Raw genomic sequence first — 24,512 nt, 5'->3', positions numbered from 1 at the left:
GTGGGGGGGGCGGCGGGCGACAGGGGGGCCGGGGGTTTGAGGGGGGGGGGTAGGGGTGTGGGGGGGGGGGCGGGAGCCGGGGCGGGTGGTGGGGCGGGCGGCCGCACCCACGACCTGCCTGCCGACGGGAGGCGAGTCGGCGCACGGTATGGGGAATCCGTTCGGGACTCGTCCCGCCCCGGTAGAACTTGGGGGCGATCGCCTCCCTTCGCCGGGCCGGCGCCTCTGGGCACCGTGAAACGACGTGGCGGCATCAGAAGTCGCCGTCGGCGACCTGAAGGACGGTCAGCCCGATGGCCCTCCACGCTTGGACGACCTGAGTGCGGTCGTCGAGTACGCAGGTGCCGTTGTAGGTATCGCGTACGTGGGCGTCAAAGGTTTTAGATTCCCGCGTTCTGCTTGGCGAACGCCAGTACGGCGGTGTCGTCGCCCTGGCTGCCGAGGCGGCCGGCCTTGTCGACCAGCGTGGTGGTCCAGCCGTCGATGGGGTTGCCCGCCGCGTCCCGGTTGATCTTTCCGCTGGCGATGATGCTGGCGGTTGCTCCGGCTCCGAGGGTCGGCATCAGCTCGTCGAGCAGTACGGCAGAGCCCTGGTTGCTGGCGTCGTAGACGTTGAGGGAGACGTTCTGAGCCTGGTCGAAGTTGGTTCCGAGCTTGTAGGCGAACACCGCCACTGCCCACTCGGTCACCCACGCGGGAAGGCTCGTCAGGTTGAGCGTGATCGTCTCGTCATCACCGTCGCCCTCGCCGGTCTGGTTGTCTCCGGAGTGGACCGCCGCGCCGTGCACCGGGTCCATGTTGTGGCCGATCACGATGCGCTTGGGCTCGCCATCGCGGTAGAGGATCAGCGCCAAATCGAGGTCGATGTCCTTCTGCCCACCGCCCAGGTTGATCTTGCCGCCGGTCTTGAGCGCGAGCTTGCGGGCGAAGCCGGACTGCTTGGCGGTCGTTCGGTCCCAGGCCGCGCCGAACACCAGCTTGGTCACGCCGTCGAGCGACGAGTCGACACCCTTGCGGAAGTTGATGGTCATTGTTCGAACTCCTTCTTGAAAGTCGCTTTTTGCGGAACACAGAGGCCCCTGTGCTGATCACGAGGATCCAGAACATAGGCCTCGCTGCGTCTTTACTGCTCTTCGTCGCCGGGCGAGGATCCGTCCCTGGTGGTCGATGACCAGCCCCCGGCACTGCCGGGTGACCTCGTTCCACTCCCGCTCGAACACGGCCTTCTCCGCGTAGTTGAAGATACGCAGAGGCAGGGTGGGGTGGGTCTGCTCGCGGATGTAGTCGGCGTCGAGCCATCGCGCGAGAAGAGCGGGGTCGAGCAGGTCATCTATGTGGGAATGCATTGCCTTGAGGTGGGAGGGATTTACCGATCAGGCGCGTGCGTCGGTGCTTGGCGTCTGCGGATTTCTTGGGGCTGGGGCACCACCATCTGTCGGACATGGGCCTTTCGGCCGTTGTGCTGGCAGCTTTCGCAGGCAGCGCAGCCGCTGCTCGGGCGACTCGTCGTGGTCGCGGAAGACGATTCGGTCCTGTTGGCGAATGATCCGGCCGTAGGCGGCCGGTGGGCCGGGGGCGAGTTCGTCGGAGCCGCCCTGCGTGCCAAACCCGGTCATGGCGTGCGCCTTCGGGCTGCGTCATTCAGGGGCGTGACGCGTGGAAGACCGCGAGGGCAGGTGCCTCTCGTCGAGAACACCCACCCCTGCGGCATGAGGTGACGGCGGTTGGTCAGACGGCCGCGGTGACCGCGGAGCGGTCGTCGGCGCTGCCGGGAGCAGCGCTGTCGTTGTCGTTGTCGTTGTCGTCCAGGAGATCCGGATCGATGCCGAGGGCGCGAGCGGCGTTCCTCTTGTCGCGCTCGGTCAGAGCCGCCACGATCTGCTCGTAACTGCTCTGGATCGGCGGGTTCTTCACGGTGCCGTAGCCGAGTACGTACTGGCTCTTCATGGCACGGGTGAAGGCGACGTAAAACATCCGCCTGACGTCCTGGGTCATCTTCGTGTCCTCCCTGTAGAGGACGACAGCATTGTCGAATTCGAGACCCTTGGCACCGTGGATCGTCGAAACGACCAGGTCGGCCTTGGACTCGAGGTTTTTCCGCTTGCGCTCCTGGTTCTTCTGTTTGTTGATGTTCAGCTTCTGCTGGTTCCGCCGAATCTCGAAGGAGAGCAGGTTGTCGCGCAGCCGGTCGAAGAACGCCGCGTGCGTGAGCGTTCCCTGGTGGCAGAGGACGACCCAGCCGTTGATGGCCGCGCTGTTCTCGATCCACCACTCGGAGATCGTGCGCAGGATCGCCTTCTCAACGTTGGCGTTGCCGGAATTCTTCGTCAGCTTGCCCATGTTGTCCTTGATCCCCTGGGAGACCACGAACGCGGCGTTGTTCGGCGGAGCCTGCAGGACGTCGTTCCAGAAGAACTTGATGTACTTCGAGAAGATGTCCGTGGCGTACACCCGGTCGCTCACGAGCGAGGCCACGTGCTTGCCCGGGTAGTGCTTCTCGAGCACGTCCTGGATCAGGGACACCTCGCGGCGCGAGTAGGCCAGGAAGGCCACCTGCTCGCCCCGGGCCAGGCACTCGTCCACGTAGTCGGGGATGACCGTGTTGCGCACGATCGCCTGCAGGTCGTGAGTGACGAACCCGGTGAGCCGGGCCACCTCGCGGTACTCCAGGGTGACCTTCTGCTGGAACGAGTCGGCCGTGGGCATCGCGAGCGAGTTCGCCTGCAGCTGGATGTTGGCGAACTGGTTGGTATCCAGGCCGCCGAGCACGACGTTCGCGAAGTCCAGGATCTCCTGGTTGCTCCGGTAGTTCGTCGTGAGCTTGAAGGTCGCGAAGACCCCCGAGCCCTCCAGGGTGTTGAGCGCGCGCGGGTTCGCCGAGCGGAACTCGTACAGCGTCTGCGAGGCGTCGCCGACGATGAACAGGGACTGGGCGTGCTTGGTGATGTACTTCAGCACGTAGATGAACTCGAAGACCGAGTTGTCCTGCACCTCGTCGATGATGAGGTACTTCGACTGCACGTGGGCCGGCTCGGCCATGTCGTCGATCTTCTGGTAGCAGATGATGATCTGCAGCTCCAGCGACGTCTGCTCGATGCGGTCGAGCAGGGAGATCACCTCGTCGAAGTGGCTCTCGACGAAGGTGTTCAGGGCCGTGAAGGCACCAGTCTTGTTCTGGTCGACCTCCAGCAGGCGGTGGCGGAACGTCGCCGCGAACTGACTGTTCGGGTAGAAGATGTCGATCGAGTTGATGATGGTGTCGATCGCCGAGACCTTGTGGGTCGGGTGGTTCATCGAGTAGATGTCGATGATCATCTTGGCGATCGTCATCGAGCCGACGTCCGGGTTCTTCTCCGTGATGTTGTCGGCCGCGGCGTTGGTGAAGCTCAGCACCGTGATGTCCGAGGCGGGGACGCCGCAGGCTTCGAGGTACTTGATCCGCTCCAGGATCACGGTCGACTTACCGGTGCCGGCCCCCGCCTGAGTCATCACGAGCGGCTCGTGCGTGGTGAGCGCGTCGAGCTGCTGCTTGGACAGGTGGGGCGGCAGGTTCGGAGGCGTGGCCGGCTGCGCGGGCACGATCAGCTGAGGCTTCATCCGCTCCAGGTGGTCCAGCGTGTGGTTCATCAACAGGCTGAGGTTCTGCTTCGAGAGCTTCGTGGCCACCTGGTCGGAGAAGGTCGCGTCCAGCTGCTTGTGGATCCGGCGATAGGCCTCCAGCGGGACGTTGTAGTTCTCCAGGTAGCGCAGCTGGACGGCGAGCATGTTCAGCTGCTGCTCCGTCGGGCCCGCGGGCATGTCCTGGATGTAGCGGCAGACTTCGTCGGCGATCGCCTCGGAGTCCCAGACCTGGGCCAGGCGCGCGATGCGCTCGTAGATCGAGTACTGGCGCATCCACTCGTCGAACTCGTCGCCGAGGTTGGAGGCGGAGAGGCCGACGGACGCGAGCACGTCCTGCACGTAGTCGCGGGCGTTCTCCAGCGGGCTGGTGTCCCACTGCAGGAAGACGGCGGCGTCGTGGTTGACGTAGCCGACCGAGCGCGACACGGCGGTCGCGAACTCCGGTTCGGGGAGCCCCTTCTTGAAGAAGTACAGCTCCATCCGGTACTGGATGACGAGGTCGCGCGTGGACTTGCCGCCTGACTTGTCCTCGTAGAACACGAGAGCCTGCGGAGTCATGTCGAAGGCCACGTCCCAGTCGTCGAACCGGCTGGAGGAGGTGTCGACGGCGAAGCGGTCATCGACGTGCGGGCTCGGCAGGGTGAAGGACCCGCCGGCGTTCAGGGCGCGTCGCGTGATCGGCGCGAGCGGGATCGAGGTCGTGGTGATGTCGTGCTGCGTCGAGCTCTGCTTGACCTCGATGTCGGTGGCCATGGCGTACGCCGTGTTGGTGGCCGTGTTGATCGGCAGCAGGGACTCGTTGAGCAGGCCGATCTTCTTGCCGTTGCCGGTGAGCTTGGAGGAGAAGAACTTCGGGTCGACGGCCTTCTGAGCAACGGCATTGGCCGAGAGGTCGAGGTCATCAAGCAGGACAGGCATGTCGTTGCCTTTCTTCCGCGGGTCGAGAGGTGGATCGAGAGAGGACGTGAATGGTGCCGCATGGCAATTCCAACAGGAGCCGAATAGCGAGTCGAATGCTCGAAGGCGAGCGAGAAGAGCGGCGGCAGGTCTGGGTCATGGGCGCAGGTACGAACACGGGCGGGGCTCTCGTCAGATGACGAGCCCCGCCCGTGTTCCTCTCAACCCACCCGTCAGGGGCCGTCAGGCCCCTGAATCCGGGGTACGTGGCTGCACTGTCTGATCAGCGGCCACACCCCGGACACCGCGCGCTACCCAGGCGCGCGGTCGTCCATCAGCGGCAGCTCGGCTCAGTCCGAAGCCGAGTCCGAGCGCCGGTCGGGACCATCGGCGGCGTCATCGCCGTCGTCGAGGTCCCAGGGACAGGCCGTGACGAGGGATCCTGCGGGATCGACCTCGATCAGGCCAAGCATGAGGCCCAGTACGCGGAGTTCATCGGTGCTCCGGACATGGGCGGTGAGGTTCGCTCGGGCTGCGGCGGAGAGCTCCTGGGCTCGCTTTCGCTGCTCCTGGAGCAGGGGTTCGGGAAGCATGGTGGACATGGCTGTCCCCCTTTCTGAGCAATGAGGGCGTGGGGGTGAGGCGCAAGAAGCGCCCCTGCGCCGGAAGAGCCGGAGCAGGGGCGCTCGATGCGGTGCGGACGGCTGCTCAGTCGTCCGACGGGGATGCTGTCGCCGGGCTGCCGGTCTGGGCGGCGAGCAGGCAGTCCTCGATCCAGGTGCGGACGGCCTTGCGGGCCGGCCGTGCGCCCTGGGAGTCCACGTAGGTGGTCTCCTCGATGGCGCGCAACTCGTCGTCGGGCATCGACGCGGGCAGCGCCTGGGCCAGCCGCGGCTTGGCCTCGACGATCCGCTCGCGCTGCCGGGCGTAGTCGGCGGCCATGATCTGCCGGTAGGTCTGCCGGTCGATGGGGTTGAACCCCACGACCAGCGAGATCCGGCCCAGCAGCTCGGCGTCGAAGAACTGCTCCAGTGCCTTGTTGAGGCTCTGGTTCGAGATGGTCTTCGGGTTGTTGCCGAAGCCGATCATCTTGCCGTCGAGCGAATCGCGGGCGGCGTTGGTCGTGCAGATGACCAGGGCCTTGGAGAAGTCCAGCATCTTGCTATGGGCGTTGCGGATGTAGCCCTCGTCGAACGCCGAGAGGAACAGTCGTTGCACGGCCTTGTCGGCCTTCTCGAACTCGTCGAGCAGGATCACCCGGTGGGGGTTGAACTCTAGCGTGTCGAACGGGAGTTCCTGGTTGGAGTCCGATCCGACATAGCCGGGAGGTGAGCCGATGATTTTCGACGTCGACCACTCGCTGTGGAATTCGGTCATGTTGAGGATGATCGGCTCGGTGCCGGTAGTCTCCTCAGCGATGATCTTGACCGCCTCGGTCTTCCCCACACCCGAGGCCCCGGCGAACAGCCACGTCGTGGGCGTCTTCGTCGGGAACAGGTCGAGTTCTTCGCGGGCCAGACGGTCCGTGAGCTTGGCGAGCACGTCGTCCTGGCCCTGCAGGCGGCTGGTGAGCGTGGCGGTCAACGCGGCGACGTCGAGGTCCTTGCGCTGAGCGTTTCCGGTCATCAGGCGCTTGGCCACATCGAGCACACGGGTGTTCGTCAGCGGCACCTGCGGGATGGACCGCAAGGTCTGCGCGAGTGCCGTGTCTCCGGCGTTCTCGGCCTGGACGATGAGCTTCTTCTGTTCCAGGACCCGATCAGCCATCGCGCGGTCGAGCAGCGTGATGGCGTTGTCCGGCCGGTGCTGGCCAGCCCGGGAGTTCGCTTCGGCGATCTGCACCACCGAGGCCAGGACGTCGTCGGAGACTCCGATCTGGTGACGGTAGTGCGCCATCAGGCCGGGCCGGACCGCGGTCATCACGGCCAGCGTCTGTTCCACGCTCAGCTCGTCGACGATGAGCCGGGTGAAGCGGCGGGCGAGGGCCGGGTCCTCGTCGAAGGCCCGTGACTCGGTGCTGGTGGTCGCGCCGATGACGGACATGTCGCCGCGGGCAAGGGCCGGCTTGAGGATCTGCGAGATCTTGCGGCCGACGGCGTCGCCATGGCTGCCGGACCCTCCGGTGATCTGGTGGATCTCGTCCATGAACAGGATGGCCTTGTTCTTGGGGTCCGAGGCGAACTCGACGATCGCCTTGACCTTCTCCTCCAGCGAGCCGACGATGCCGGTCCCGGCGATGATGTTGGTGATGGGCAGCTCGTAGATCGTGTGGCCCTTGAGCTGGTCGGGAATGAGGGCGTCGCCGAGCGCGATGCGCCGTGCAATGTCCTCGACGATCTTTGTCTTGCCGACGCCGGCGGAACCGACCAGCAGTGCGTTGGGCTTGGTCTTGCTGATGACGACCGAGAGGACCTGCCCGATGAGCGTGTCACGGAACATGGTCGGATCGGCGTTCTTGAACTTCTCGTTGTAGTCGACGAGGAGCTCCTTGACGTCATCGGCGCTGCCACCGCTGGACGGCAGTCCCACGGACGGGAACTGCGGAGGGAAGCTGCCGCCACCGCCGTTGCTCTTGTCGTCGTCGGAGCCGCCGGGTGTGAAGTTGCTGAGACCCACCGGGTCCTCCTTCGGTGCGGGTTGCTCGGCGTGGTGGCGCGCTGGGCGGATGCGCCACGGTGTCCCGAGCAGGGATATGGATGAGTGAGAGGGAAAGTCAGGGGTCGTCAAAAGCGGCACCGCTCTTGACGTTTTTCGAGGGGGCAGCCAGCGTCATGACGGACTTCCCTTGCACTGCCCCTGGGCAGCAGGATCACTAGTGCCCGGCCGAGAGGCGGGGCACCGAAGTGGTCTGGTGTGGAAGGGCGGTACAGCCGGGTGCAGTCCGGCCCGAGCCGTCGCCGGCCGGGCAGCGCGTGCCCGGCTCGGGCTACTGCCAAGTCACGCAGTCGGAAGCGGGACGACGGTTCCGCTGGACACGACCAGGGTGATGAGCTCGACCAGCATGTGGCGAACCACCGGCGAGTCTGCTGTCTCGGGGTCGTGGCCGCCGGCGGCCGCGGCAAGCAGCACCGTCAGCGCCTCGGCCGCGGCGAAGGAGTCGGCCGTCGCGCCGGGTGATGACGGACGGGTGGTGATCGCGTACTCCAGGTGCCCCAGGAGACCGGAGAGCACGTGGCGGCGGATCTCGGTGAACCGGCTGTCGCCCTCGGCCGCCCGCAGGTCGACCACCCGCAGGACCACCTCGTGCTCCCGCCAGAACGCGAAGACGGCGTCCACCGTGCTCCCGGCCGCGCGACGCCCTTCGCCCCACCAGCTGCCGATCTCCGCGTAGATCAGTCCGTCGCTTCCCTCTTGCGCCGCGGGCCGGGCCAGCTCCAGGACGGCTGCGTCGACGTCCGCGAAGTACTGATAGAAGGTCGCGGGCGAGGTACGTGCGCGACGGGCGACATCGATCACTCTCGTCGCGTGATAGCCGGACTCGGCCAGCAACTTTGCGAGGCTGAGCAGGAGTTGGCTGCGGGTCTTCAGGCCGCGTGCCCCGATCGGGCGCCCTGCGGTGGTCCGGATCTCGGTCATGTCACTTCCTGTTCGGTGATCGCTCACGGATTCGATGGGGTGGCCTCGGCCCGGCCTTGCGGGGCCGGGCCGGCGAAGGCCGCCGTCTGTTCCAGGCCCGGCCTCCCGCCACGGGACGTGTTCGCCCCCGCGGTGCTGGTCAGGGCCGGGCCAGCACCGCTGTGATGTCGTCGACGGACATGACGGCCTGGGCCGCTCCGTCCCGGATCAGCGAGTTCGTCCCAGTGGACATGGACGACGTGATGGGTCCCGGCACGGCCAGCAGAGGGCGGCCCTCCACCCGAGGAGTGTTCGCCGTAGGGCTACCGAGGGCCGCCTCAACTACGACCACCGCCGGCGTGAGAGTGGTCATGAGCCACTGCCGCTGATTCGCGCGGGCGGAGCTCAGCGGCACCCCGGGCGCGCACAGACTGACCACCAGGCCGCCCGAGCCGAGAAGCCAGCGCTCGTGCCGGAGCATGGCCTCGCCGTAAGGGCCCGTCACCCCGCCCGGATCAGGTGGCCTCGACAGTGCCCGGCGCGGTGGTGGGCGCAGGCTTGGTGAGCGCGGCGGCAACCTCTTCGAAAGCGGCGACCGCCTTGCGAAGATCAGCGACGATTTCCGCGGCGATGTCGGCCGGGTTTCCGAGTTCTTCCGAGTCCTGGGCGGGGATGTCACGCGCAGGCCAGACCGTGGGCCGTGCATCGGCCGGACGGGTGGCAAGAATGGTGACGAGGACGGTGTCGATGGTCGTCCCGGACTGGGCGAACGCCCGGGCCGGAAGTGCTTCGACGAGACCACCGCGCTGTTCCACGAGCTTTCGGAAGGCTGTGGTGCTGCCAGTCTGTTCAGCGACGGTCCACGACATGACCGACACCAGCAGCCCGTCCGGTTTCAGGAACCGTAGGGCATGGGTGACGTGGGCCATGTCGGTGCCACGGGTGAACGGTGGGTTCATCAGCACCCGGTCGAAGCGAGGTTCGGCAGGGACGGTGAGGAAGTCAGCGACCTGCACCCGGCGCGCCGCATGCGTATCGGACAGGACAGTGGCGTATCCGGGGTCCCGCTCGATGCAGTCCACGATCGCACCGCGGGCTGCTGCAGCTGTGGCCATGGCACCGGAGCCGGCAGACGGTTCCAACACGGTCATGCCGGGCTCAAAAGTGACCAGAGCGATGAGTTGATCGACAACGGGTTCGGGTGTGGGGAAGTACTGAGCAAGGGTGCGTTTCTCCCCCAGGGTCACGACCTCACCGGTGGCAAGCACTGGGGCGAGCGCCTCGGCGGCGTGGACGGGGAAGAGGTGCGCACCCTCGGTCTTCGTCCATCGACCGCCGACCGCTTCGAGGACCTCGTTAACGCGCTGGTACAGGGCGGGAGCGAGGCGGGGGCCGACGAGCATCAGGCGATGGCCGTCGGTCCTGGTGCGGTTTGAGAGAAGTGCGAGCACATCCGTGGGGATTCGCATCGACGGTTCCTTCGGTGCGGTCGAGCGAGGATGGGGTGGACGGGAGACAAAGGCAGGAGTGGCCAAGAGCGGTGCCCGGCCAGGGGAGTTGGTCGCACGGCACCGCTCTTGGCGGTTCTTGGAGGGCGCAGGGTCAGACGACCATGCCGAGGAGCCTCTGCCGGATACTCGGGTCGATGTGCTTCATCGAGTCGGCGTAGCGCTTGGCCAGGTCCACCATGGACGACCAGTCCATGGCGGAGCACGGCGCGTAGTACAGGTTCTTCGGGTGGTCCTGACGCGTGGACGGCGGCAGCCAGTCGAAGTCGGTGACCATGAGCGAGAGCCTGCGCTGGCGCACCCGGCTGGCGTTGATGTACTGCCAGATCTGCGTGTACTCGGTTCCGCCCGACACCTTCGGGATCCTGCGGAACTCCTTCCAGATCTGAGCCGTCGACTTGTTCTGCGTGCGCAGCATCACCTCCTGGGACAGGAAGTGGCTGAACGAGTTGAAGTACAGGTTGATGTTGAGCTTCTTGGCGATCTGGATGAGCATCATGACCGCCTCCTGGTAGTTCTCCTCAGAGATCGAACCGGAGGTGTCGATGTAGATGTGCAGGTCGGGCATGTACTGCACCGAGGTGATCCGGCCGGGCTTATTGAAGTCGTCCGGGTTCCGGCGGTTGGCCTTGAGGAAGGTCGCCATCGTCGTACGGAAGACGTTCTGCGACTTGTTGACCTTGCCCATCCGGCGCAGCACGCGGGTGATGTCCTTGAACAGGTCGAGCTTGCTCGGCGGCTGCTTGCGGAACGCCACCTGGGCGCTACGGCTGCCAGGCTGGCCCGGTTGCTGCGTGGCCCCCAGAGCAGCGGCCCGGGCGGCGGCCCGTGGCAGCGACGTGAGCTTGGACAGCGTCGTGTTCGAGACGACCTTCACCGGCGAAGCCAGCGACTGATTGATGAGGTTCCACTCCCCCGTGATCTTCGCCGGGGTGGCCCGGGCATGGGCCTCGACGTTGACCAGGACGAGGGAGCGCGGGCAGAACAGCTCCCCGATCGTGAACGGCAGGACGCCGGATTCCATGGCGGTGTTCTGCTGGCTGGCCTGGACCCGCTGCTGCTCGACGTAGTTCATGAGCATGTGCACGAGCACCCGAGCGAAGGAGTGCTCATCGTTGGCGTCAGAGTCGTCCTTGCGCACCAGCAGCGAATCGGTGAGCCCCTTCAGGGACAGGGCCGTGAAGTCGTTGAGCAGCTTGGTGGTGGCCAGCGGCAGCGCGCTGGCCGCCGTCTGCGTCTGCTGGGACAGCCAGATCTTGAAGCCGTCGAAGGCCGCGGAGGACTGGAACCAGAACCCGAGGGTGTCGGGGTGATAGGTGTAGGCGACCGAGGCGAAGAAGGCGCTCGCCTCGCCGGTCCCCGCCAGCAGAGCCTTCGCGGCCGGGAGGACATCAGCCTGCGCGGTGTAGAGCACCCGCGGGGAGGGCGCTGGCATCTTGTTCTGCTGCCCGGCCTGGACGGCGAAGAGCTCGGCGACCGGCAGCGGTGTGCCCTGGTCGAAGTTGATCAGGGTCTGCCCGAGCAGCTCCTTGACCGTCTGCTCGCTGGCCACGTTCAGCGTGTCGCCGAGGCAGCTCAGGACCAGGTCCGGGATGCCCCCCGTCAGATCAACGCCCTGGGCGTCGGTGATGCTCGCCGGGGCGTTGGGGTTCAACGGCTTCAGCAGCGGGTCGATGAGGGTCTGCTGGATCGCCGGCATCGGGTCGTAATCACCGGTGCACGAAATGGTGTGCAGTGCGTCGAGTACGGCCGGCTTCTGGTTCGTGACGGTGATCGTCATGGGTCGTGGTCTCCTTCTGAGGACGAGGCGGCGGCAGAGCGCCGCCGGTGGTGGAGAGTTGCAGCAAGGACGGCAGCCCGCAGCAGGTCCACCACCGGTGAGCGAGCGATCAGAGGAAGGCCGAGAGGACCGGCTTGGCCTGGTTGACGATCGGAGCGTCGACCTCCATGAAGGCCTCCAGGTTCGTGCGGTCGATCTGCTGGCTGGTCACCATCTCGATGAGCGTGCGGGTGTGCTCCGGCTCGATCTGGGTCATGGCCTGGGCCAGCTGCTCGATGAGGCGCGCGTTGTCCTCGCTCTCCTTGAGCGCGTACAGCAGCGACCCGGACTTCTCGTTGCCGGTCAGCGTCGCAATGACCGCGGTCATGTCGGTCATGGTCGCTGCGGACGTCAGGCTCTGGTAGCAATTCGGCTTCGGGACGTTCACCCGGTTGTGCTGCACGCCGCCGGCGTTGTTCGCCAGGTCCTGGGCGATGGTGGCCACGAGCTGCGTGGTGAACATGGTGTCTCCGACGTAGGCCTCGATGGCCTCGTTCAGCAGCGAGGTCTCGCGGTCGCCGATCTGGATCGGGGTGGCCAGGTACTGCGCCAGCTGCTGCGGGTCGGCCGCGTTGAGCCACTTCGACAGGTTGTCGATGGTGCGCGGCGTGGTGAGCTGGTTCATCTCCTCGCCGCCGTCGAACAGCTCGGCCATGGTGACGTTGCCGTTGTCGTCGTCGTCCTGACCGTCGGCGACGATGGCCTCGGGCGTCGACTTCTGGAAGACGAGCCCGGGGTACTGCGTGAGCACCGTCTTCACCCAGGGGTTGATGTTGTCGCCGAGGACGGACATGAGGGTTGCGGCGTCGGGCTCGACGTGGAAGATCGCGAAGCGGGACAGGCTTGCCTCGTCGAGCGAGGTGACGTTGCCCCTGTCGTTGCCGGCCACGACGATGCGGACGTTCTTGGGCAGCTCGACGTACCCCATGCGGCGCAGCGTGACCAGGGTAAGCGCACCGGAGGTGACGTCGGAGGTGGTGCGGTTGACCTCGTCGAGGAAGAGGATCGGCCACTCGCGCGGGTTCTTCTCGGCGTAGTCGATGCACTCCTGGATCACCTGGTGCGGGTAGAAGACCTGCTTGTAGCTCTGCGTGCCGTCGTCCTTGGTGTACGGCACCAGGCGCGCACCGGTGAGGTCGGCTTTGTCGGCAAGCTGGTTGCACGGCAGCGTGAAGGCCTGAGTGCCCATGGAGTAGGCCAGGTCCTCGACGAAGCTGGACTTGCCAATGCCGGGTTCGCCCATGAGAGCGGGCGTCGCGCCGACCTCAAGGGACTGCTTGATGAGGGTCTTCAGGGTGTCGTTGAACTTCATGTCGATGTCTTTTCTGTGCGTGGGACAGGAAGAGAGAGATAGAGAAGAGACGTCGGAGGACGGCGCTGCTGCTCTCGGCGCCGCCGAAGCTGCATAGGCCGTGAACGGTCCTGTGGCGCGGGCCGCGCCGTCCGAGCCCATGTGAGATCTGCACCCCCGCCATTCGTGGCGATGGAGCCCTGCTGCACATCGCCACCCGATCGCGCTCCGCGCGATCCAGCGCTGTCTCCACCTACGCTCGGCTCCGCCGCAGCAACCGTCACGCACCCCACCCGCTGCCGGAAGCAGCAACAGGAACAGGCACAGAGCGTCAGTCGGCCGACGAGGGACGGGCCTCGCGGTCGGCCACGAGCGCAGCCGCCCGGTCGAGGAGGAAGGGCCGGCCGTTGCGCCGCTCGCTGTGCTTGGGGCGCGCAGGGATGACGTCGAGCGCCGCCTTGTAGAGCAACCACGCGGTGTCGCCCATTGAGTACTCAACGCCGAGGGCGCTGTATGCGCGCAGCTGCGTCCGCATCCAGCCGTGGAGCGAGGCGAGAACCGAGAACTCCCAGCGGGACATGTCGTGGTTGAAGTCGCCGGGATCCCGAAGCTGGTGACGTGCACCGGCCAGGGTCTGCTCGACGATGGTCTGCGAGTATGGGATGTCGGGCATGTCCTCGGCGGTGTCGACAGCTGATGCTGAAGCACCGGAGCTCTCGCTGGCGTTCACGGCCAGCTGCGCGTAGAGGTCCTCGATGGAGGCGAAGGCCGGCGCGGTAGTTGCTGCGTCGACGTGAGCGATGATGCGGTCGGGCACCGGCTGGCGGGTGAAGGTCGACCAGTGGTCCAGGAGCAGCTCGTACCATCCGTGTTCCTCACGCAGGACGCGCTTGCCAGCTGCTACGTGGAAGTCGTGGAAGTTCTTCGGCAGCGGCATGACGAGATGGAAGCCGTGGCCGGACATCGACAGCTCCGAGTAGAGGATGCCCGGCAACCGCAGCAGATCTGTGGCCACATCTGGCGGGCAGTCGGCCTCGATGTCGAGGACGAGCAGCCCGTCAGTCTGAGCTTGGAGGTAAAAGGCGGTGTTCGCGGCGTTCGGTATCGCCGCGGTGAGTTCGTCGAGGGTGAGCAGGCAGGTCGCGTCCAGGGCGAAGGCTCCACGTAGCGGGCCGGCGTGCTTACAGCGGGACGTGCAGCCGTCGAGCAGGTGCCGTACGTCGATCGGGACCTTGCGCTTCGGCTGCTTGGTGGGATCGCCAAGGGTCTCTTCCCCGATCTGTCCGGAGATGGTCCACCGACAGGCACTGGCAAGAGTGCAGATCGCGGGGTTGCCGTAGAACTGCGGGAACCAGGCATGAGCGTCGGCTGGAGTCATCGCTGGAGTCATCGTGGGCTGCACGCTTTCGATCAGAGAAACCAGGAGGGGAAGGGAAAGACAGGGCCCCCGTACTGCACGGATGCGAGTACGGGGGTCTCATCGATGGTCAGCGTGGATCAGCCCTGGTAGGTAATCCCCGCCTCCTGGGCCGGGCCGGAGCCGTTCCAGGGGCCGGTGGCTACGGGCGAGCCCACGGCCGAACCGGCGTCCTTGAGGGAGGCGTTCTCGGCCTCAAGACGCGCGAGCTTCTGCTCCAGGGTCTCCTCCTGGGCCGGAGCCGGAGCCGGAGCGGCGACAGGAGCGGGAGTAACAGCGACGGTCGCCGGGGCGGTCTGAACCGGAGCCTGCGCGGCCACGTCCACAGGTGCGGACGCCGGCTGCGGGGCCGGGAAGGACAGGCCGTCCTCGATCTCGGTCGCCACCGGGACGGCAGGAGTGGCAGGAGTGGCCTGAACGGGGCGCGGCGTGCCGTTGAGCACGATGCCACGCGCAGCCAGCTCAGCCTGGTCGATGCCGCTGGCATTGTAGTAGCGCGGCGTCTCGTGAACGATCACCTGTTCGAGGGCCAGGCCACGGTTGTTGAAGTTCTTCGGCTTGTAGGTGCGCATCACGAGCGTGACGTCGAGGCCCTGCGCGAGCTCCTGGCCGGACTCGTCCTGGTCGTAGGTGCCGTCGCCCTTCAGAGAAGGGATCGCGATGACCGGCAGGGTGCTGCCCTTGGAGTCGATGGAGTAGTTGGGTCCGGTTTCGGGCCGCTTCGGGGAGTCGTAGCGGCGCTCGGAGACGAACTGCTCTTCGAGGGTGGGGCTGTTCGGATCGGCGAACTGGACCTCGGCGTGGGTGATCGTCGCGGTGGTGTGCGGCTTGCCGACGGGGTTCATGCCGTTCTTCGTCTTGCGCTGGTCGCTGGTGACGAGCTCTGCGCCCTCGATGAGGCGGGCGAGTACGGCGAAGCCGAGCTTCCCGCGGATGAAGACGCTCTTGCCCTCGGTGATCTGGCTGGCGGAGATGGAGTAGTTGGTCATGGTGGTGCGGTTCCTTCGTTCGGTCTGGCGGTCGGCGGATCAGGGGCTCATTGGGGCCTATCGGGCGGGATTCGGACTGCCATCCAATCTCTTATTCTATCAACTTCACTTCGGCTATGAGTAGAATGTCGATGTCGGACATGAATGGTTGTGCGCACTATTCGCAGAGGAGTTGGGACAGGGATGACGGCTACGATTCAGAGGCCAGTGAGGGCGGCAGTGACGCCGTCGGCGCAGACGAGGGCAGCCGCGGGGAGCCATGCCGGCCCGATGGGCTTCGGCAACGGGCCCGTCATCGCCGCCAGCGTCATGGTGGGCGGGGCGGCGCTCTTCGCAGGGTGGGGCCTGATGCAGCTCGCGACGTCCGACGGCGACTTCATCCAGGCGCTGCAGGGCAATCACGCCCCGGTCGAGACACCGGGGAATCCCGGCGAGAAGAGCACCGGAGGCGGCAGCGCCCAGCAGCCGAGCGAGGGCGGCACGGGGAAGCGGGACGAGAGCGGGGCGAGTCAGGATCCGACGCCCGGTCGCGGCGACGAGGACAAGCCCAACGGATCGGGTGCACCGGTCGAGGCGAAGCCCGCACCGAAGGCGAAGCCGTACACCATCAAGCCAGGCGATACGCTCACCGCGATCTCGGGGACGACGGGGGCGCCGATCGGCATTCTGGTCGAGACGAACAAGATCCAAAATCCGAATCTCATCTACGCGGGGGCTTCGCTGCTCATCCCGCCGGTGTGATGACCCGGCAGGGCGGCACTGCCGCGTACCGAGCCTGATTCGATGCCCTGATCGCCACGAGGCAGTCAGGGTATCGTCGTCTTCCCAGGTGGAGGATTCTGCTTCCAGGCGGGCCTGCGGGTCCATCAGTCGCGTGCGCAGCTGGTGCAGTGCCTGGGGAGAACTACATGCGTACCCAGTGCAGCCGCTAGACCTTGTTGTCCACGGACCGGATGCCACCGGAGCGCAGTCCTACGGGCATTCGAGCTTGCACTCGCCGAGCAGCTTGACCGCCAGGTCGGCCATGCTCAGTGGTTTGCTCATGGATTCCGCTCATGGAAGTCGACGGTGTCGAAGACGAACTGCGTGACCCCGTAGGGCTCCCCGCGAGGCGTCACCCGGGACCGGCGTGAGCCGGTCCACGGTATGTCTCCCCGCAAGGAACTCGGCCTGGGTTCGACACCCGGATCAGCTGTGCTGACCCCCTCCCCTATTGCGAAAATGCGGCACTGTAACAGCGTCAGAAATCAGACGACCCCGCCGGCAGCCTGGCCGACGGGGTCGTCTGAGGTACAAGGTCGTGGGCTCTCACGCCGCATCAGTGTCATCAGAATCACCCCGGCCAAACAGGAATCCGCGGACCTCGCCGTTCTTCATCATGTCCTGCAGATGCGCCAGAAACACCACGCGCTGCGTAGCCCGGCGATCGGCCAAGGGCTCGTACTCGCGCAGTGTCTTCAGGTTGACGACCCAGCCGTTCTCGCGAGAGATGGCCTGGTCAAGGTGAGAGTCCGGCACAACGTCCATGCCGGTGAAGTCGTGGTCGAACTCGGGCGTGATGTCGAGGTGTTGATTCGGCTCGTCGATGTAGAGCGTGTCGACGCCGACCTGCCGGCCGGCATTGTCGAATGCCACGAGGAACACACGGTCCGCCCTGCTGGTGTTGTCGACGTGGACCGCTGCAACATTCGCGTCATCGATGAAGCCCGTCTGCATGAACCGCTCATACACGCGGGCACGAGCCTCATGGCACCACATGATGCGCCGGGCTTCGTTGAAGCCTTTGAACTCGTCAGAGTTGGACGCTTCTGGGTGGGGGTGGATCACCGGTGCGCTCCTTCATAGGCGAGATCCGGGAGGTTTGTGGTGTTAGAGGGTGTATTGGTTGGGACACATGCCTCGAAGCAGCGAGCCTCAACCGTTCTTCACTGCGGCGCGGCAAGACCTCTCAATCGAGACTCACTTGCATAAGCAACGCTACGCATATGCAACAGGTAGCGCCATTACACCTCTGCACAAACCGACCGGTTGGATGTTTCGACTCTGCACCTAACAGTCACCGTGCACCCATCTGGGAGTGCAGGCGTGCACCTTCTGCGAGATGTTCGCGCCGAGGGTGCACACCACTGACGCAGGCGCCCCGGGGCAGCCATTCAGTTGACCACCAAAGCCAGTACACACCGCTTGAGTTGACCAGTGTCGACACCGCACGCTCAAGACCTTGCCCCGCAGTCAGGCTCTTCCGACCGAGAAGGCCAAGTCCATTTCCACCAGCTCCGACTCACCGCACAAACAGAATGATATGCGACAGTCCCCATTGAGACCGCTCGGTCGGTTACAGGCGCGGATCCCACCTACCGAAGACACCTGTGACCCCGCATGCAACTCACGCACGCGGGGTCATTATTCACTTTAATGAACGAAGGGGTCGGCTGACTGGACTGGGCTCCCGCTCTGGCTCAGGCCACGACTCGCAGGCCGTCATCGGGGCGATCCGTGAGAAGACCAGGGTTGCCTGTAGCGACATGCAGAGCGACGTGAAGGTCGCGCGCACCGGAAAGGGTGGACAGATCTCGCTGCATGTGGTTCTCAAGAGCGCGCAGATGGGAGCGGACCGTCACCTCGGAGAGTCCGAGCGCACGGGACGCAGGCTCGACATGCGTGTCAAAGGCAAGCCAGGCACGTGCCGTGGTCAGAAGGTTACGGCGGTCTGCCTGAACCGGCCTGACCAGAGCCTGCGCCCAGGCGTGTATCTGCGGCGGAGCCAGGAGTCGCGCCAAGGAAGGAGGGGCTGAGGCTGCCAGCCCGGGCGGATCGGCGGTCTCTCGCTGCGTGACCATTTCCAGAGCCAAGGCGACGGTGATCCGGTCACCCACCCGGCCGAAGTCCATGTGCAGAACTTCAGCCGCGGTGCGAACACGGCGCATGACGGTATTGCGGTGCAAGTGAAGCCGGCGAGCAGCCACCGTGTACGGGTAGGCGAGAGCGGCCGGGAGTGTCTCGCGCATCGACTCCCACTGTGCCTCGTCCCGCATCAGCGGACTCAGCAGATGACGGGCCCAGTGCTGTGCTTCCGACTGAGGAAGGAGGCTAACGAGGTCGGATCCATGCACCGAAAGAGCTATGGGGTCCGGCTGCAGCGCAGCAAAGCTCTGCGCAGTGGTCGCCTCGTGAAGGGCATCGGCGAGTAGCGTCATGGAGTAGACGCCGCTGCCGCCCAGCGACGAATGGGTTCCGAAAGTGCCGACCAGGTGGGTCAGCTCCGCAGAGACGGCAGCCCCATTGTCCTCCTCGGAACGGATCGGATGCACGATTAAGATCCTTCGTGCTCTCCTTGAGTCGGGAACGACGAGGGCATGATGACCGATGGCGGCAGTGCAGCGGCGCACAGCGGTATCCCTATACGCCTGCTCGGTTTCTACGACGAAGACACGAGCAGTGTCCGGCTCCAGTAGCCCTGGTACCAGGTTGGTCATGACACGACGGGCTTTTGCCACCTCACCATCTAAAAGCAACTCAAAAGCTGCGTTGCGTGCGGCCCTGGAGGCGTCAGAGGCTGCCCGGTACTCGCGGCGCGCCTGGTCCACGAGACCCAACAACTTCGCAGCATGACGCAGTAGCAGCAGGTCCGCGGCGTCGAACGGAATTCGGCGCGCCACGGCGAGTACCGTGTCCACCGCCGAGGTCGGAGCCAGCGGGATGAGCTGGGTATGCGGCCTGGAGGGAGCGTCGGGCAGACCGACATCGACAGACTGCTGGATGATGGCTTGCGCCAGCTGCTCGGCCGCGGTGGCTGGCGAAGCGGCAAGGACCCTCTCCGGCTCACTGACCAGGACCTGAACGTCCAGGACACGTGCGAGCCAGTCCGCAATGCGCTGCATGGCCCGGGAGTCGGCAAGCTGAGCCGGCAATTCCTGCAGGAGTGAGCTGAGATGTGAAGCTCGGCGCTCGGCAAGCCTGAGCCGGAACCGCTGGATCGCTTCGTGTACGCCTTCCCACTTCTCTGCAGGCGCGGTCGTGATCAAAAGCGGGACGTTCAGGCGCTTAGCCTGATCCACGACGGACTGGGGAAACGGCTGACGAGCATCGGAAACGGCGCTGACAATGAGCCCTGGACTCCCCTTCTGGCTCATGCGCTGAAGCAATGTTCCCAGCACCGTCGTGATGCGGCCACGAAGCCGAAAAGGCACTGCACCAATGATCAGGACAAGGGAGCCGTCGGGCAGGCTTCCCGGGACACCATCTTCCAGTAACTGCTCTGGGGCCATGGTTACAACGCCGGTAATCTCCGTAGCCCTGGAGCGCTTTGGGTCAGCCCATATGAACGTCAGTCTGAGTTCAGGCTTGTCGGTGGGCAGCGAGCCCAGTGTCGGCATCGAGCGCTCCTCGGACTATCCGGACAAAGTCGCGAATGCACCATTGACGTTTGAGTCGTTATGGCACACAGGCAGTCACGACTTCATGAGAGCACTCCAGTTGTGCTCGATCGACGAGTGCCGCATCGCGCAACCTTTACAGGTGCGTGAGGCGAAGTTGCATAGCCATACGGGACCTTGCCGCGATTCAGGTCTTCAGGGTTGCCTCGACGGGGCATTCATGGGTTCTTCGTCCTGCCGATAACAGAGACCCGGGCCGGGAAAATGCACCACACAAGCGCCTGAAGGACTCGCTCGAAACTCTGCACTGAAGTGCACCAGGGGAGGCGCGGCTCATTTGGTGCGCCACGCACGCATTGGCCCGTCCGATCGCTGCTGTTGACTTCACCTTCAGCTCTCCCCCTCGCGGCGCAGCACCTGCTCTGAAGGCGCTAACCGCGGGTCATGCGGCGCGCGCCGGCCTCCTAGTACGTCCGCCCTCCTACTGCTTGGCGGGCCACCACGGATCCATGACACATGGGACGCCCAGGCCGAGATGCTAGAAGCCCTAGCAGTCACAGTTTGCGCACATCCCGCTGCGCAGCGGGATATTTCCCGATCGTGATCCTGCCTTGCGCACGCGAGCGTGTCAACTAAAGTACACACATACGAGTCCCCAACAGAGCGAGAGACCGGTACATGGTCGTGTGCAGATACCAGCAGGGCGGCCTCCAGGCCACATCCGGTAGTTTCTGTCCGTGGTGAGCAACAGCAGCCGCCTGCCCTTGGCGGAGAAGCTCAAAGCACTCATGGCCGGCCACCGGGGCCGGGCGCACACGTCGCGCTCGCTGTCGGCTTCCGTGGATGAATTGCCGGGTGAGCACCCCTCGGTGTCGCATGCCGCCATCGCCAAGCTGGCCAACGGTTCTCAGGACAACCCGACTGTTAACACGATCATGGCTCTGTGCGAGGCTCTCGGCGGTGTCCCGCCCGCTCACCTGCTGCCGCATGAGAGCTACGACGACCTTGAGGCCCTGCTGGCCTTTGAGGAACCGCTCGCGCGCCGTGTCCTGATCCTGCTCAGCGGACTTCCACCCAGTGAACTGCAGGACGTCATCCAAGACTTGGAACGGCGTAGGGCCGGCCTCGACCTGAATCGGGTGACCATAAGTGACGCCACTGAGGCGCCGGGTAAACGTCAACGCCGACGGAGCAAAGACGAGGCCGCACGCTATGCGGCCGACGCACTGGAAGGGCTGTAAGTGGACGGCATAGTCTTTGGGACGTGCACCGTGGCAGGTTTGCTCGTCTCAGCACTCTGCACACGGCGAGCCGTGGGCAACCCACGCGTCTCCACATGGGCCATCGCCATTGCCTTCAGTGTGTGCACTTTGGGCGTCCTGTGTGCCATTCCTGTAGTCGCCAAAGAGGCGGAGGACATCACGGGTATCGCGAATGTAGGCAAACTTGTAGCCCATGTCTGCGCAATACTGTGGTGTGCCGCTCTGCAGATCACGATGGTGGATCTGGCCTACCGACCCGAGTACCTGAAGTCCGCAATGTTCCAGCGCGGTTTCGCCGCGCTGGTGGAACTGGCGATCATGGTGCCGCTATTCCTGGCCACGAACCGGCCCGAGGTCCAGTTCACCACCGCATACGTTGATGACCCCAAGGTCGCCGTCTACCTACTCGTCTACCTTTCGTACGTCCTTGTCACTTGTGGCGAGCTTGCATTCATGTGTGGCAGAACGGCGCGACGCAACTGGAGAATTCGCCCCTGGAGCGGTGCCGGCTTCGCCCTGTCTTCAACGGCCGCCGCTCTGGGCATGGCGTACTCCCTCTCCAAAGGGTCGTACATCATCTTCTACATCCTGAACGATCCTTGGCCGCTGAAGGTCGAAGAGGCTGTGAGCCCCGCCCTTAGCGGGCTGGCAGTGCTGTTCCTCTTCTCAGGCCTGACGCTTCCCATGATTGGCTCCGTACGCGAGCGTCTACGTCAGAGAAAGGCTATGGCTGCCGGTTGACGACCTCCACCGAAACCGCTCGTCGCTGAAAGTGCATTCCGTTGGTACTGGTCATTTCGGTAGGTCTGCGACATCGTCCAGTGGCCAGCCGCCCGCAGGTTCTACCAGCTCCGCCAAGCCGTGACCTCCGTGGCACTGGCCCAGCGCGAGAGGCAGAGGCCCTGTCCCACACCGGAATCCTCATCTCGAAGCGGTTCATGCGGCCGTTGCTCAGGCTTCTGAGCAACGGCCGAGGCCTCGCCTCGGGCTCAGCCCGATGGGCAAATTCCCGAAGCCTTCGTCGTCGAGGCAGTGGTTATTTCGTGGGGCGGAGGCCGGCTCGTCCGAGAACACCTGGACCACGGGGTCCGGAGGCACATGCCGTCGTTGTCGCCCGGCATCGTGCCGTGCTGCAGGATGCCCAGATCGTCGATGCTCTCCGCACCCGCTGCCATGCCAACCAAGACGCTGCCAGTCTCGCGTCCGTTGATGGATGGGGCTGTTGAACAGAGGGGCGGGAGGCGGAGAATGAGTTTGGTGTTCGTCCCTGTCGTCGATCCCGTTCATCTTGGAATGCGGGTGGCGCAGCTTGGGCAGCGCGGGCTTCTTCCGGAGCGTGGCCGACGGCTTTCCCCACCAGTGCGGCAGCCGCCGGCCGTTGCTGCTGTGTCCTTGCCGCGCCGCACTTACGCTGCCGGGTACAGGGCGGGGAGCATCAGGCGGGCGGAGCGCATGTGGTGTCCGCAGAAGGGCTCGTCCTCGGGCCGGGCCTCCTCGCAGTAGATCGCCATGCTGGGCTGCTCGTCAGCTGACGGCTCGCAGTCGACGACCCAGCCGCAGGTGAGGCCCTGGGCGCGCTCGAAGAGGGCCTCGAACTCAGCGGCCGACACGGATTCGGCGTGCTGGTTGGTGCGGTCGTTGATGATGCCGAGACCAGGGACATCCTCGGATTCGGTGTGCTCCATCTCCGCGGGCCCCAGGCCGTGGTAGCCGTCCTCCCGCCACAGCAGGGTGCCGTCCGTGAAGATCTCGACCCGGCGGGCCTCCGAGCGATACCGGTCGTCGATCTCCTGGAAGATTTGGAAGGGGTGCTGGTTCGGCCGGGCGAGACCGAGGAATGTGATGCGGCGGTAGGAGCGGCGAGGGATGCCGGTGAGGCTGGATCGGATATTCAGGAGGTGCTCGTCGAATTCGTCAGACGTCCTGATGCCGAAGCTCATCTTCTGGCCGAAGTGGTGCCGGATGAACGCCTTGTCGATCTGCTGGGCCAGTATGGGCGAGCCATCCTGGCGGGAGATCAGCGGCTTGCCGGCCTCCTCGTAGAGGCCGAGGAACGCCCTTGTCCTGCGCAAGGCCTCAGCGGCGTTGTCCTCGGTGAACTCCTTCAGGCCGAGGTGGACGCCGATCGTGTAGTGGGTAAGCGGGTAGGCAGTGTTGGTCTCCATCACCGGCAGCAGACTGTAGTCGCTGTCGGGGCGGCTGGCGTCGCGCATGGCGAAGTGCCTTTCTCGGAGTGTTTCGGGCATGCGAAAGGGGCCCCGAGCGGCCAGAACCCAGGGGTCTTCGGGGAAGAAGCGAAATGAGCCCGTTTCTGGAACCCGGCCGGGTACAAGGCGGGCGGCGTCGTGTGGTTTGTCAGTGTTCGCGCGGGTCGGCCGACGTGGGGACGGTCGGGGCCACGGTGGGCTGATGGGCGTGGAGCGGCTGGACCACCGGCCCATTCCGGCGCGCCTTCAGTTCTTGCTCCCAGTGCAGCAGTGTGTTGCCGTAGTCGCGGACGCGTTCGCGGTGGTCTTCGGAGAGCTGCTCGAGTGTGATCCACTCGTTGGGCGGGATGTTCCTGATGTCGGTCTTGTAGACGGCGTCGGCGGGTGCGTTTTCAGCCTCGGCCTCGCGGCACCTGTCCTCGATGAAGGTGACGTCGAGGGAGGCAAGGGAGACATACCAGGCCCACACGAAGGGGTGGCCGTGCCACTGGGCGGGACTGCGGGGCTTGGTCATTGCCCCGCCGGTCGGCGTGTTCAGTTGGGGGGCGGTCGGCCATGGCTACCGGATGCCTTTCTGATGTTGTCAGGATGGGCTTCGGTCGGGGTGTTCAGGAGGCCAGTTCGTCGAGCAGGGCGGCGTAGTGCATGGCGATACTCATATGCCACGGCCTGCACATGACCCGCAGGTCCATCTCGTGGATCTCGCCGGAGTTGACACGGGCCTGCTGGCTGGCCATCCACTGTTCGTAGCGGGCTCGCTGCTTGACGGCTTTCTGATAGGCGGGGCCAGCGGTCACGTCCCGCAGCGGCGTCACTTGGAGCTGCTCGGGGTGGATGACCGTGCCGTCCTTGAAGGTGTAGGAGGAGAACGAGCCCAGTCCGGCTCCCAGGCGCTTCTCCAGCTTGAGGATCAGCAGGGTTATGGCCTTGGCGAATTCGGGCCCTTCCAGCGGATTGCCGCACTTCTTGCAGACGAGGTCGATGTCTTCGTGCGCCAGGCCGTCCAGGTCGACGGTGTGGTCCTGTTCCTCGCCGGGGAGGTCGACGGTGAGCATGGCGGAGACCATGGCGGCGAATTCCGTGGTGCTGCAATTGGAACGGATACCGCCGGACAGGTCGGTGTGGGTGCAGTGCATTTCAGTCCTCCAGCGGGTCCGTGTGAAATGAGAGGAAGGAATAGCTCAGCGAAGACCGCGCACAGACTCGGCCGGGGCGGGTCAGTGGATCTCGTTGGTCATCTCGTCGTCATTGTCGAGAGTCGGGGCCCCGACGATGACGGCGCACACCCGCAGAAGGGCGTCAGTTTCGTTGAGGCCGAACCACCAGTCGCGCTCGATTTCCTCGTAGCCGAGTTCCGGAACGTTCGGACCGAAATGATCCTGGAGTCGGTCCGACGCGGCTTCGATAGCCTCGTCCGTCGTGGCTGCGGGCACGGTGACGACGACGGGGCGCAGATCGACGGAGACTCCATCGAGGAGTTCCCAGTCGGCGACGATGGTGCGGTACTCGATGGGTACAGCCGCCGGTGTGGTGCGGTCGTAGGGCGGTTCGGTGATGGTGGCGGTCATTG

General features: G+C 65.2%; 21 protein-coding genes. 3 read left to right on the top strand and 18 right to left on the bottom strand.

The window, feature by feature from the left end; translation table 11 throughout:
• Positions 1 to 380: 380 nt before the first annotated feature.
• From ACF08M_RS33435 to ACF08M_RS33380, 12 genes are all read right to left on the bottom strand, one after another.
• Positions 381 to 1,031, bottom strand: a complete 651-nt coding sequence (locus tag ACF08M_RS33435; RefSeq protein ID WP_392189022.1) for a TerD family protein — start codon at positions 1,029 to 1,031, stop codon at positions 381 to 383.
• Positions 1,032 to 1,088: 57 nt separating this feature from the next.
• On the bottom strand, positions 1,089 to 1,346 hold the full coding sequence (locus ACF08M_RS33430; RefSeq protein WP_392189021.1) for a hypothetical protein: 258 nt from the start codon (positions 1,344 to 1,346) through the stop codon (positions 1,089 to 1,091).
• Between the two features lie 382 nt (positions 1,347 to 1,728).
• Entirely contained in the window at positions 1,729 to 4,539 is a 2,811-nt protein-coding gene (locus tag ACF08M_RS33425) for a UvrD-helicase domain-containing protein (protein ID WP_392189020.1), read from the bottom strand.
• Between the two features lie 329 nt (positions 4,540 to 4,868).
• Positions 4,869 to 5,120 (bottom strand): hypothetical protein, encoded by a 252-nt coding sequence (locus ACF08M_RS33420; RefSeq protein WP_392189019.1) that lies wholly within the window; start codon positions 5,118 to 5,120, stop codon positions 4,869 to 4,871.
• A gap of 106 nt (positions 5,121 to 5,226) precedes the next feature.
• Positions 5,227 to 7,134, bottom strand: a complete 1,908-nt coding sequence (locus ACF08M_RS33415; RefSeq protein ID WP_392189018.1) for an AAA family ATPase — start codon at positions 7,132 to 7,134, stop codon at positions 5,227 to 5,229.
• 321 nt (positions 7,135 to 7,455) lie between these two features.
• Positions 7,456 to 8,094 carry a TetR family transcriptional regulator gene (locus ACF08M_RS33410; protein WP_392189017.1) on the bottom strand — a complete coding sequence of 213 codons (639 nt, stop codon included), beginning with the start codon at positions 8,092 to 8,094 and terminating at the stop codon, positions 7,456 to 7,458.
• 139 nt (positions 8,095 to 8,233) lie between these two features.
• Positions 8,234 to 8,554, bottom strand: coding sequence for a DNA-processing protein DprA (locus ACF08M_RS33405; RefSeq protein WP_392189016.1), 321 nt, complete (start codon positions 8,552 to 8,554; stop codon positions 8,234 to 8,236).
• A gap of 34 nt (positions 8,555 to 8,588) precedes the next feature.
• Entirely contained in the window at positions 8,589 to 9,542 is a 954-nt protein-coding gene (locus ACF08M_RS33400; RefSeq protein ID WP_392189015.1) for an RsmD family RNA methyltransferase, read from the bottom strand.
• A 133-nt stretch (positions 9,543 to 9,675) separates the two neighbouring features.
• The gene (locus ACF08M_RS33395) at positions 9,676 to 11,361 is read right to left on the bottom strand and encodes a hypothetical protein (protein ID WP_392189014.1); all 1,686 of its coding nucleotides are present in this window, start codon (positions 11,359 to 11,361) and stop codon (positions 9,676 to 9,678) included.
• A 109-nt stretch (positions 11,362 to 11,470) separates the two neighbouring features.
• Positions 11,471 to 12,712, bottom strand: a complete 1,242-nt coding sequence (locus tag ACF08M_RS33390) for an AAA family ATPase (protein WP_392189013.1) — start codon at positions 12,710 to 12,712, stop codon at positions 11,471 to 11,473.
• Positions 12,713 to 13,022: 310 nt separating this feature from the next.
• The gene (locus ACF08M_RS33385) at positions 13,023 to 14,069 is read right to left on the bottom strand and encodes a hypothetical protein (protein ID WP_392189012.1); all 1,047 of its coding nucleotides are present in this window, start codon (positions 14,067 to 14,069) and stop codon (positions 13,023 to 13,025) included.
• Between the two features lie 119 nt (positions 14,070 to 14,188).
• Positions 14,189 to 15,097 (bottom strand): hypothetical protein, encoded by a 909-nt coding sequence (locus tag ACF08M_RS33380; RefSeq protein WP_392189011.1) that lies wholly within the window; start codon positions 15,095 to 15,097, stop codon positions 14,189 to 14,191.
• 270 nt (positions 15,098 to 15,367) lie between these two features.
• Between ACF08M_RS33380 and ACF08M_RS33375 the strand changes: the two genes are divergently transcribed.
• The gene (locus tag ACF08M_RS33375) at positions 15,368 to 15,838 is read left to right on the top strand and encodes a LysM peptidoglycan-binding domain-containing protein (protein WP_392189010.1); all 471 of its coding nucleotides are present in this window, start codon (positions 15,368 to 15,370) and stop codon (positions 15,836 to 15,838) included.
• Between the two features lie 567 nt (positions 15,839 to 16,405).
• Here ACF08M_RS33375 and ACF08M_RS33370 read toward each other — a convergent pair.
• Positions 16,406 to 16,924 (bottom strand): hypothetical protein, encoded by a 519-nt coding sequence (locus ACF08M_RS33370; protein WP_392189009.1) that lies wholly within the window; start codon positions 16,922 to 16,924, stop codon positions 16,406 to 16,408.
• A gap of 632 nt (positions 16,925 to 17,556) precedes the next feature.
• Positions 17,557 to 19,473 carry a helix-turn-helix domain-containing protein gene (locus tag ACF08M_RS33365; protein ID WP_392189008.1) on the bottom strand — a complete coding sequence of 639 codons (1,917 nt, stop codon included), beginning with the start codon at positions 19,471 to 19,473 and terminating at the stop codon, positions 17,557 to 17,559.
• A 737-nt stretch (positions 19,474 to 20,210) separates the two neighbouring features.
• Here ACF08M_RS33365 and ACF08M_RS33360 point away from each other — a divergent pair.
• Both ACF08M_RS33360 and ACF08M_RS33355 read left to right on the top strand, forming a co-directional pair.
• A complete protein-coding gene (locus tag ACF08M_RS33360) occupies positions 20,211 to 20,714 on the top strand; it encodes a hypothetical protein (protein WP_392189007.1) in 504 nt (167 codons plus the stop codon).
• The gene (locus tag ACF08M_RS33355) at positions 20,715 to 21,476 is read left to right on the top strand and encodes a hypothetical protein (protein WP_392189006.1); all 762 of its coding nucleotides are present in this window, start codon (positions 20,715 to 20,717) and stop codon (positions 21,474 to 21,476) included.
• A 665-nt stretch (positions 21,477 to 22,141) separates the two neighbouring features.
• On the opposite strand, the gene ACF08M_RS33350 is transcribed toward ACF08M_RS33355, so the two are convergent.
• The 4 genes from ACF08M_RS33350 to ACF08M_RS33335 all read right to left on the bottom strand — a co-directional run bounded on the left by ACF08M_RS33350 (position 22,142) and on the right by ACF08M_RS33335 (position 24,510).
• Positions 22,142 to 22,948: a DUF6881 domain-containing protein gene (locus tag ACF08M_RS33350; protein ID WP_392189005.1), complete on the bottom strand. Its 807-nt coding sequence runs from the start codon at positions 22,946 to 22,948 to the stop codon at positions 22,142 to 22,144.
• 142 nt (positions 22,949 to 23,090) lie between these two features.
• On the bottom strand, positions 23,091 to 23,456 hold the full coding sequence (locus ACF08M_RS33345) for a hypothetical protein (protein ID WP_392189004.1): 366 nt from the start codon (positions 23,454 to 23,456) through the stop codon (positions 23,091 to 23,093).
• A gap of 94 nt (positions 23,457 to 23,550) precedes the next feature.
• Positions 23,551 to 24,078 carry a hypothetical protein gene (locus ACF08M_RS33340; protein WP_392189003.1) on the bottom strand — a complete coding sequence of 176 codons (528 nt, stop codon included), beginning with the start codon at positions 24,076 to 24,078 and terminating at the stop codon, positions 23,551 to 23,553.
• Positions 24,079 to 24,159: 81 nt separating this feature from the next.
• Positions 24,160 to 24,510: a hypothetical protein gene (locus ACF08M_RS33335; RefSeq protein WP_392189002.1), complete on the bottom strand. Its 351-nt coding sequence runs from the start codon at positions 24,508 to 24,510 to the stop codon at positions 24,160 to 24,162.
• Between the last annotated feature and the right edge of the window lie 2 nt (positions 24,511 to 24,512).

Source organism: Streptomyces sp. NPDC015032 (assembly GCF_043080425.1).
Taxonomy (GTDB): domain Bacteria; phylum Actinomycetota; class Actinomycetes; order Streptomycetales; family Streptomycetaceae; genus Streptomyces.
The sequence above is the reverse complement of the archived record's forward strand: the minus strand, read 5'-3'. Positions and strand labels throughout refer to the sequence as shown.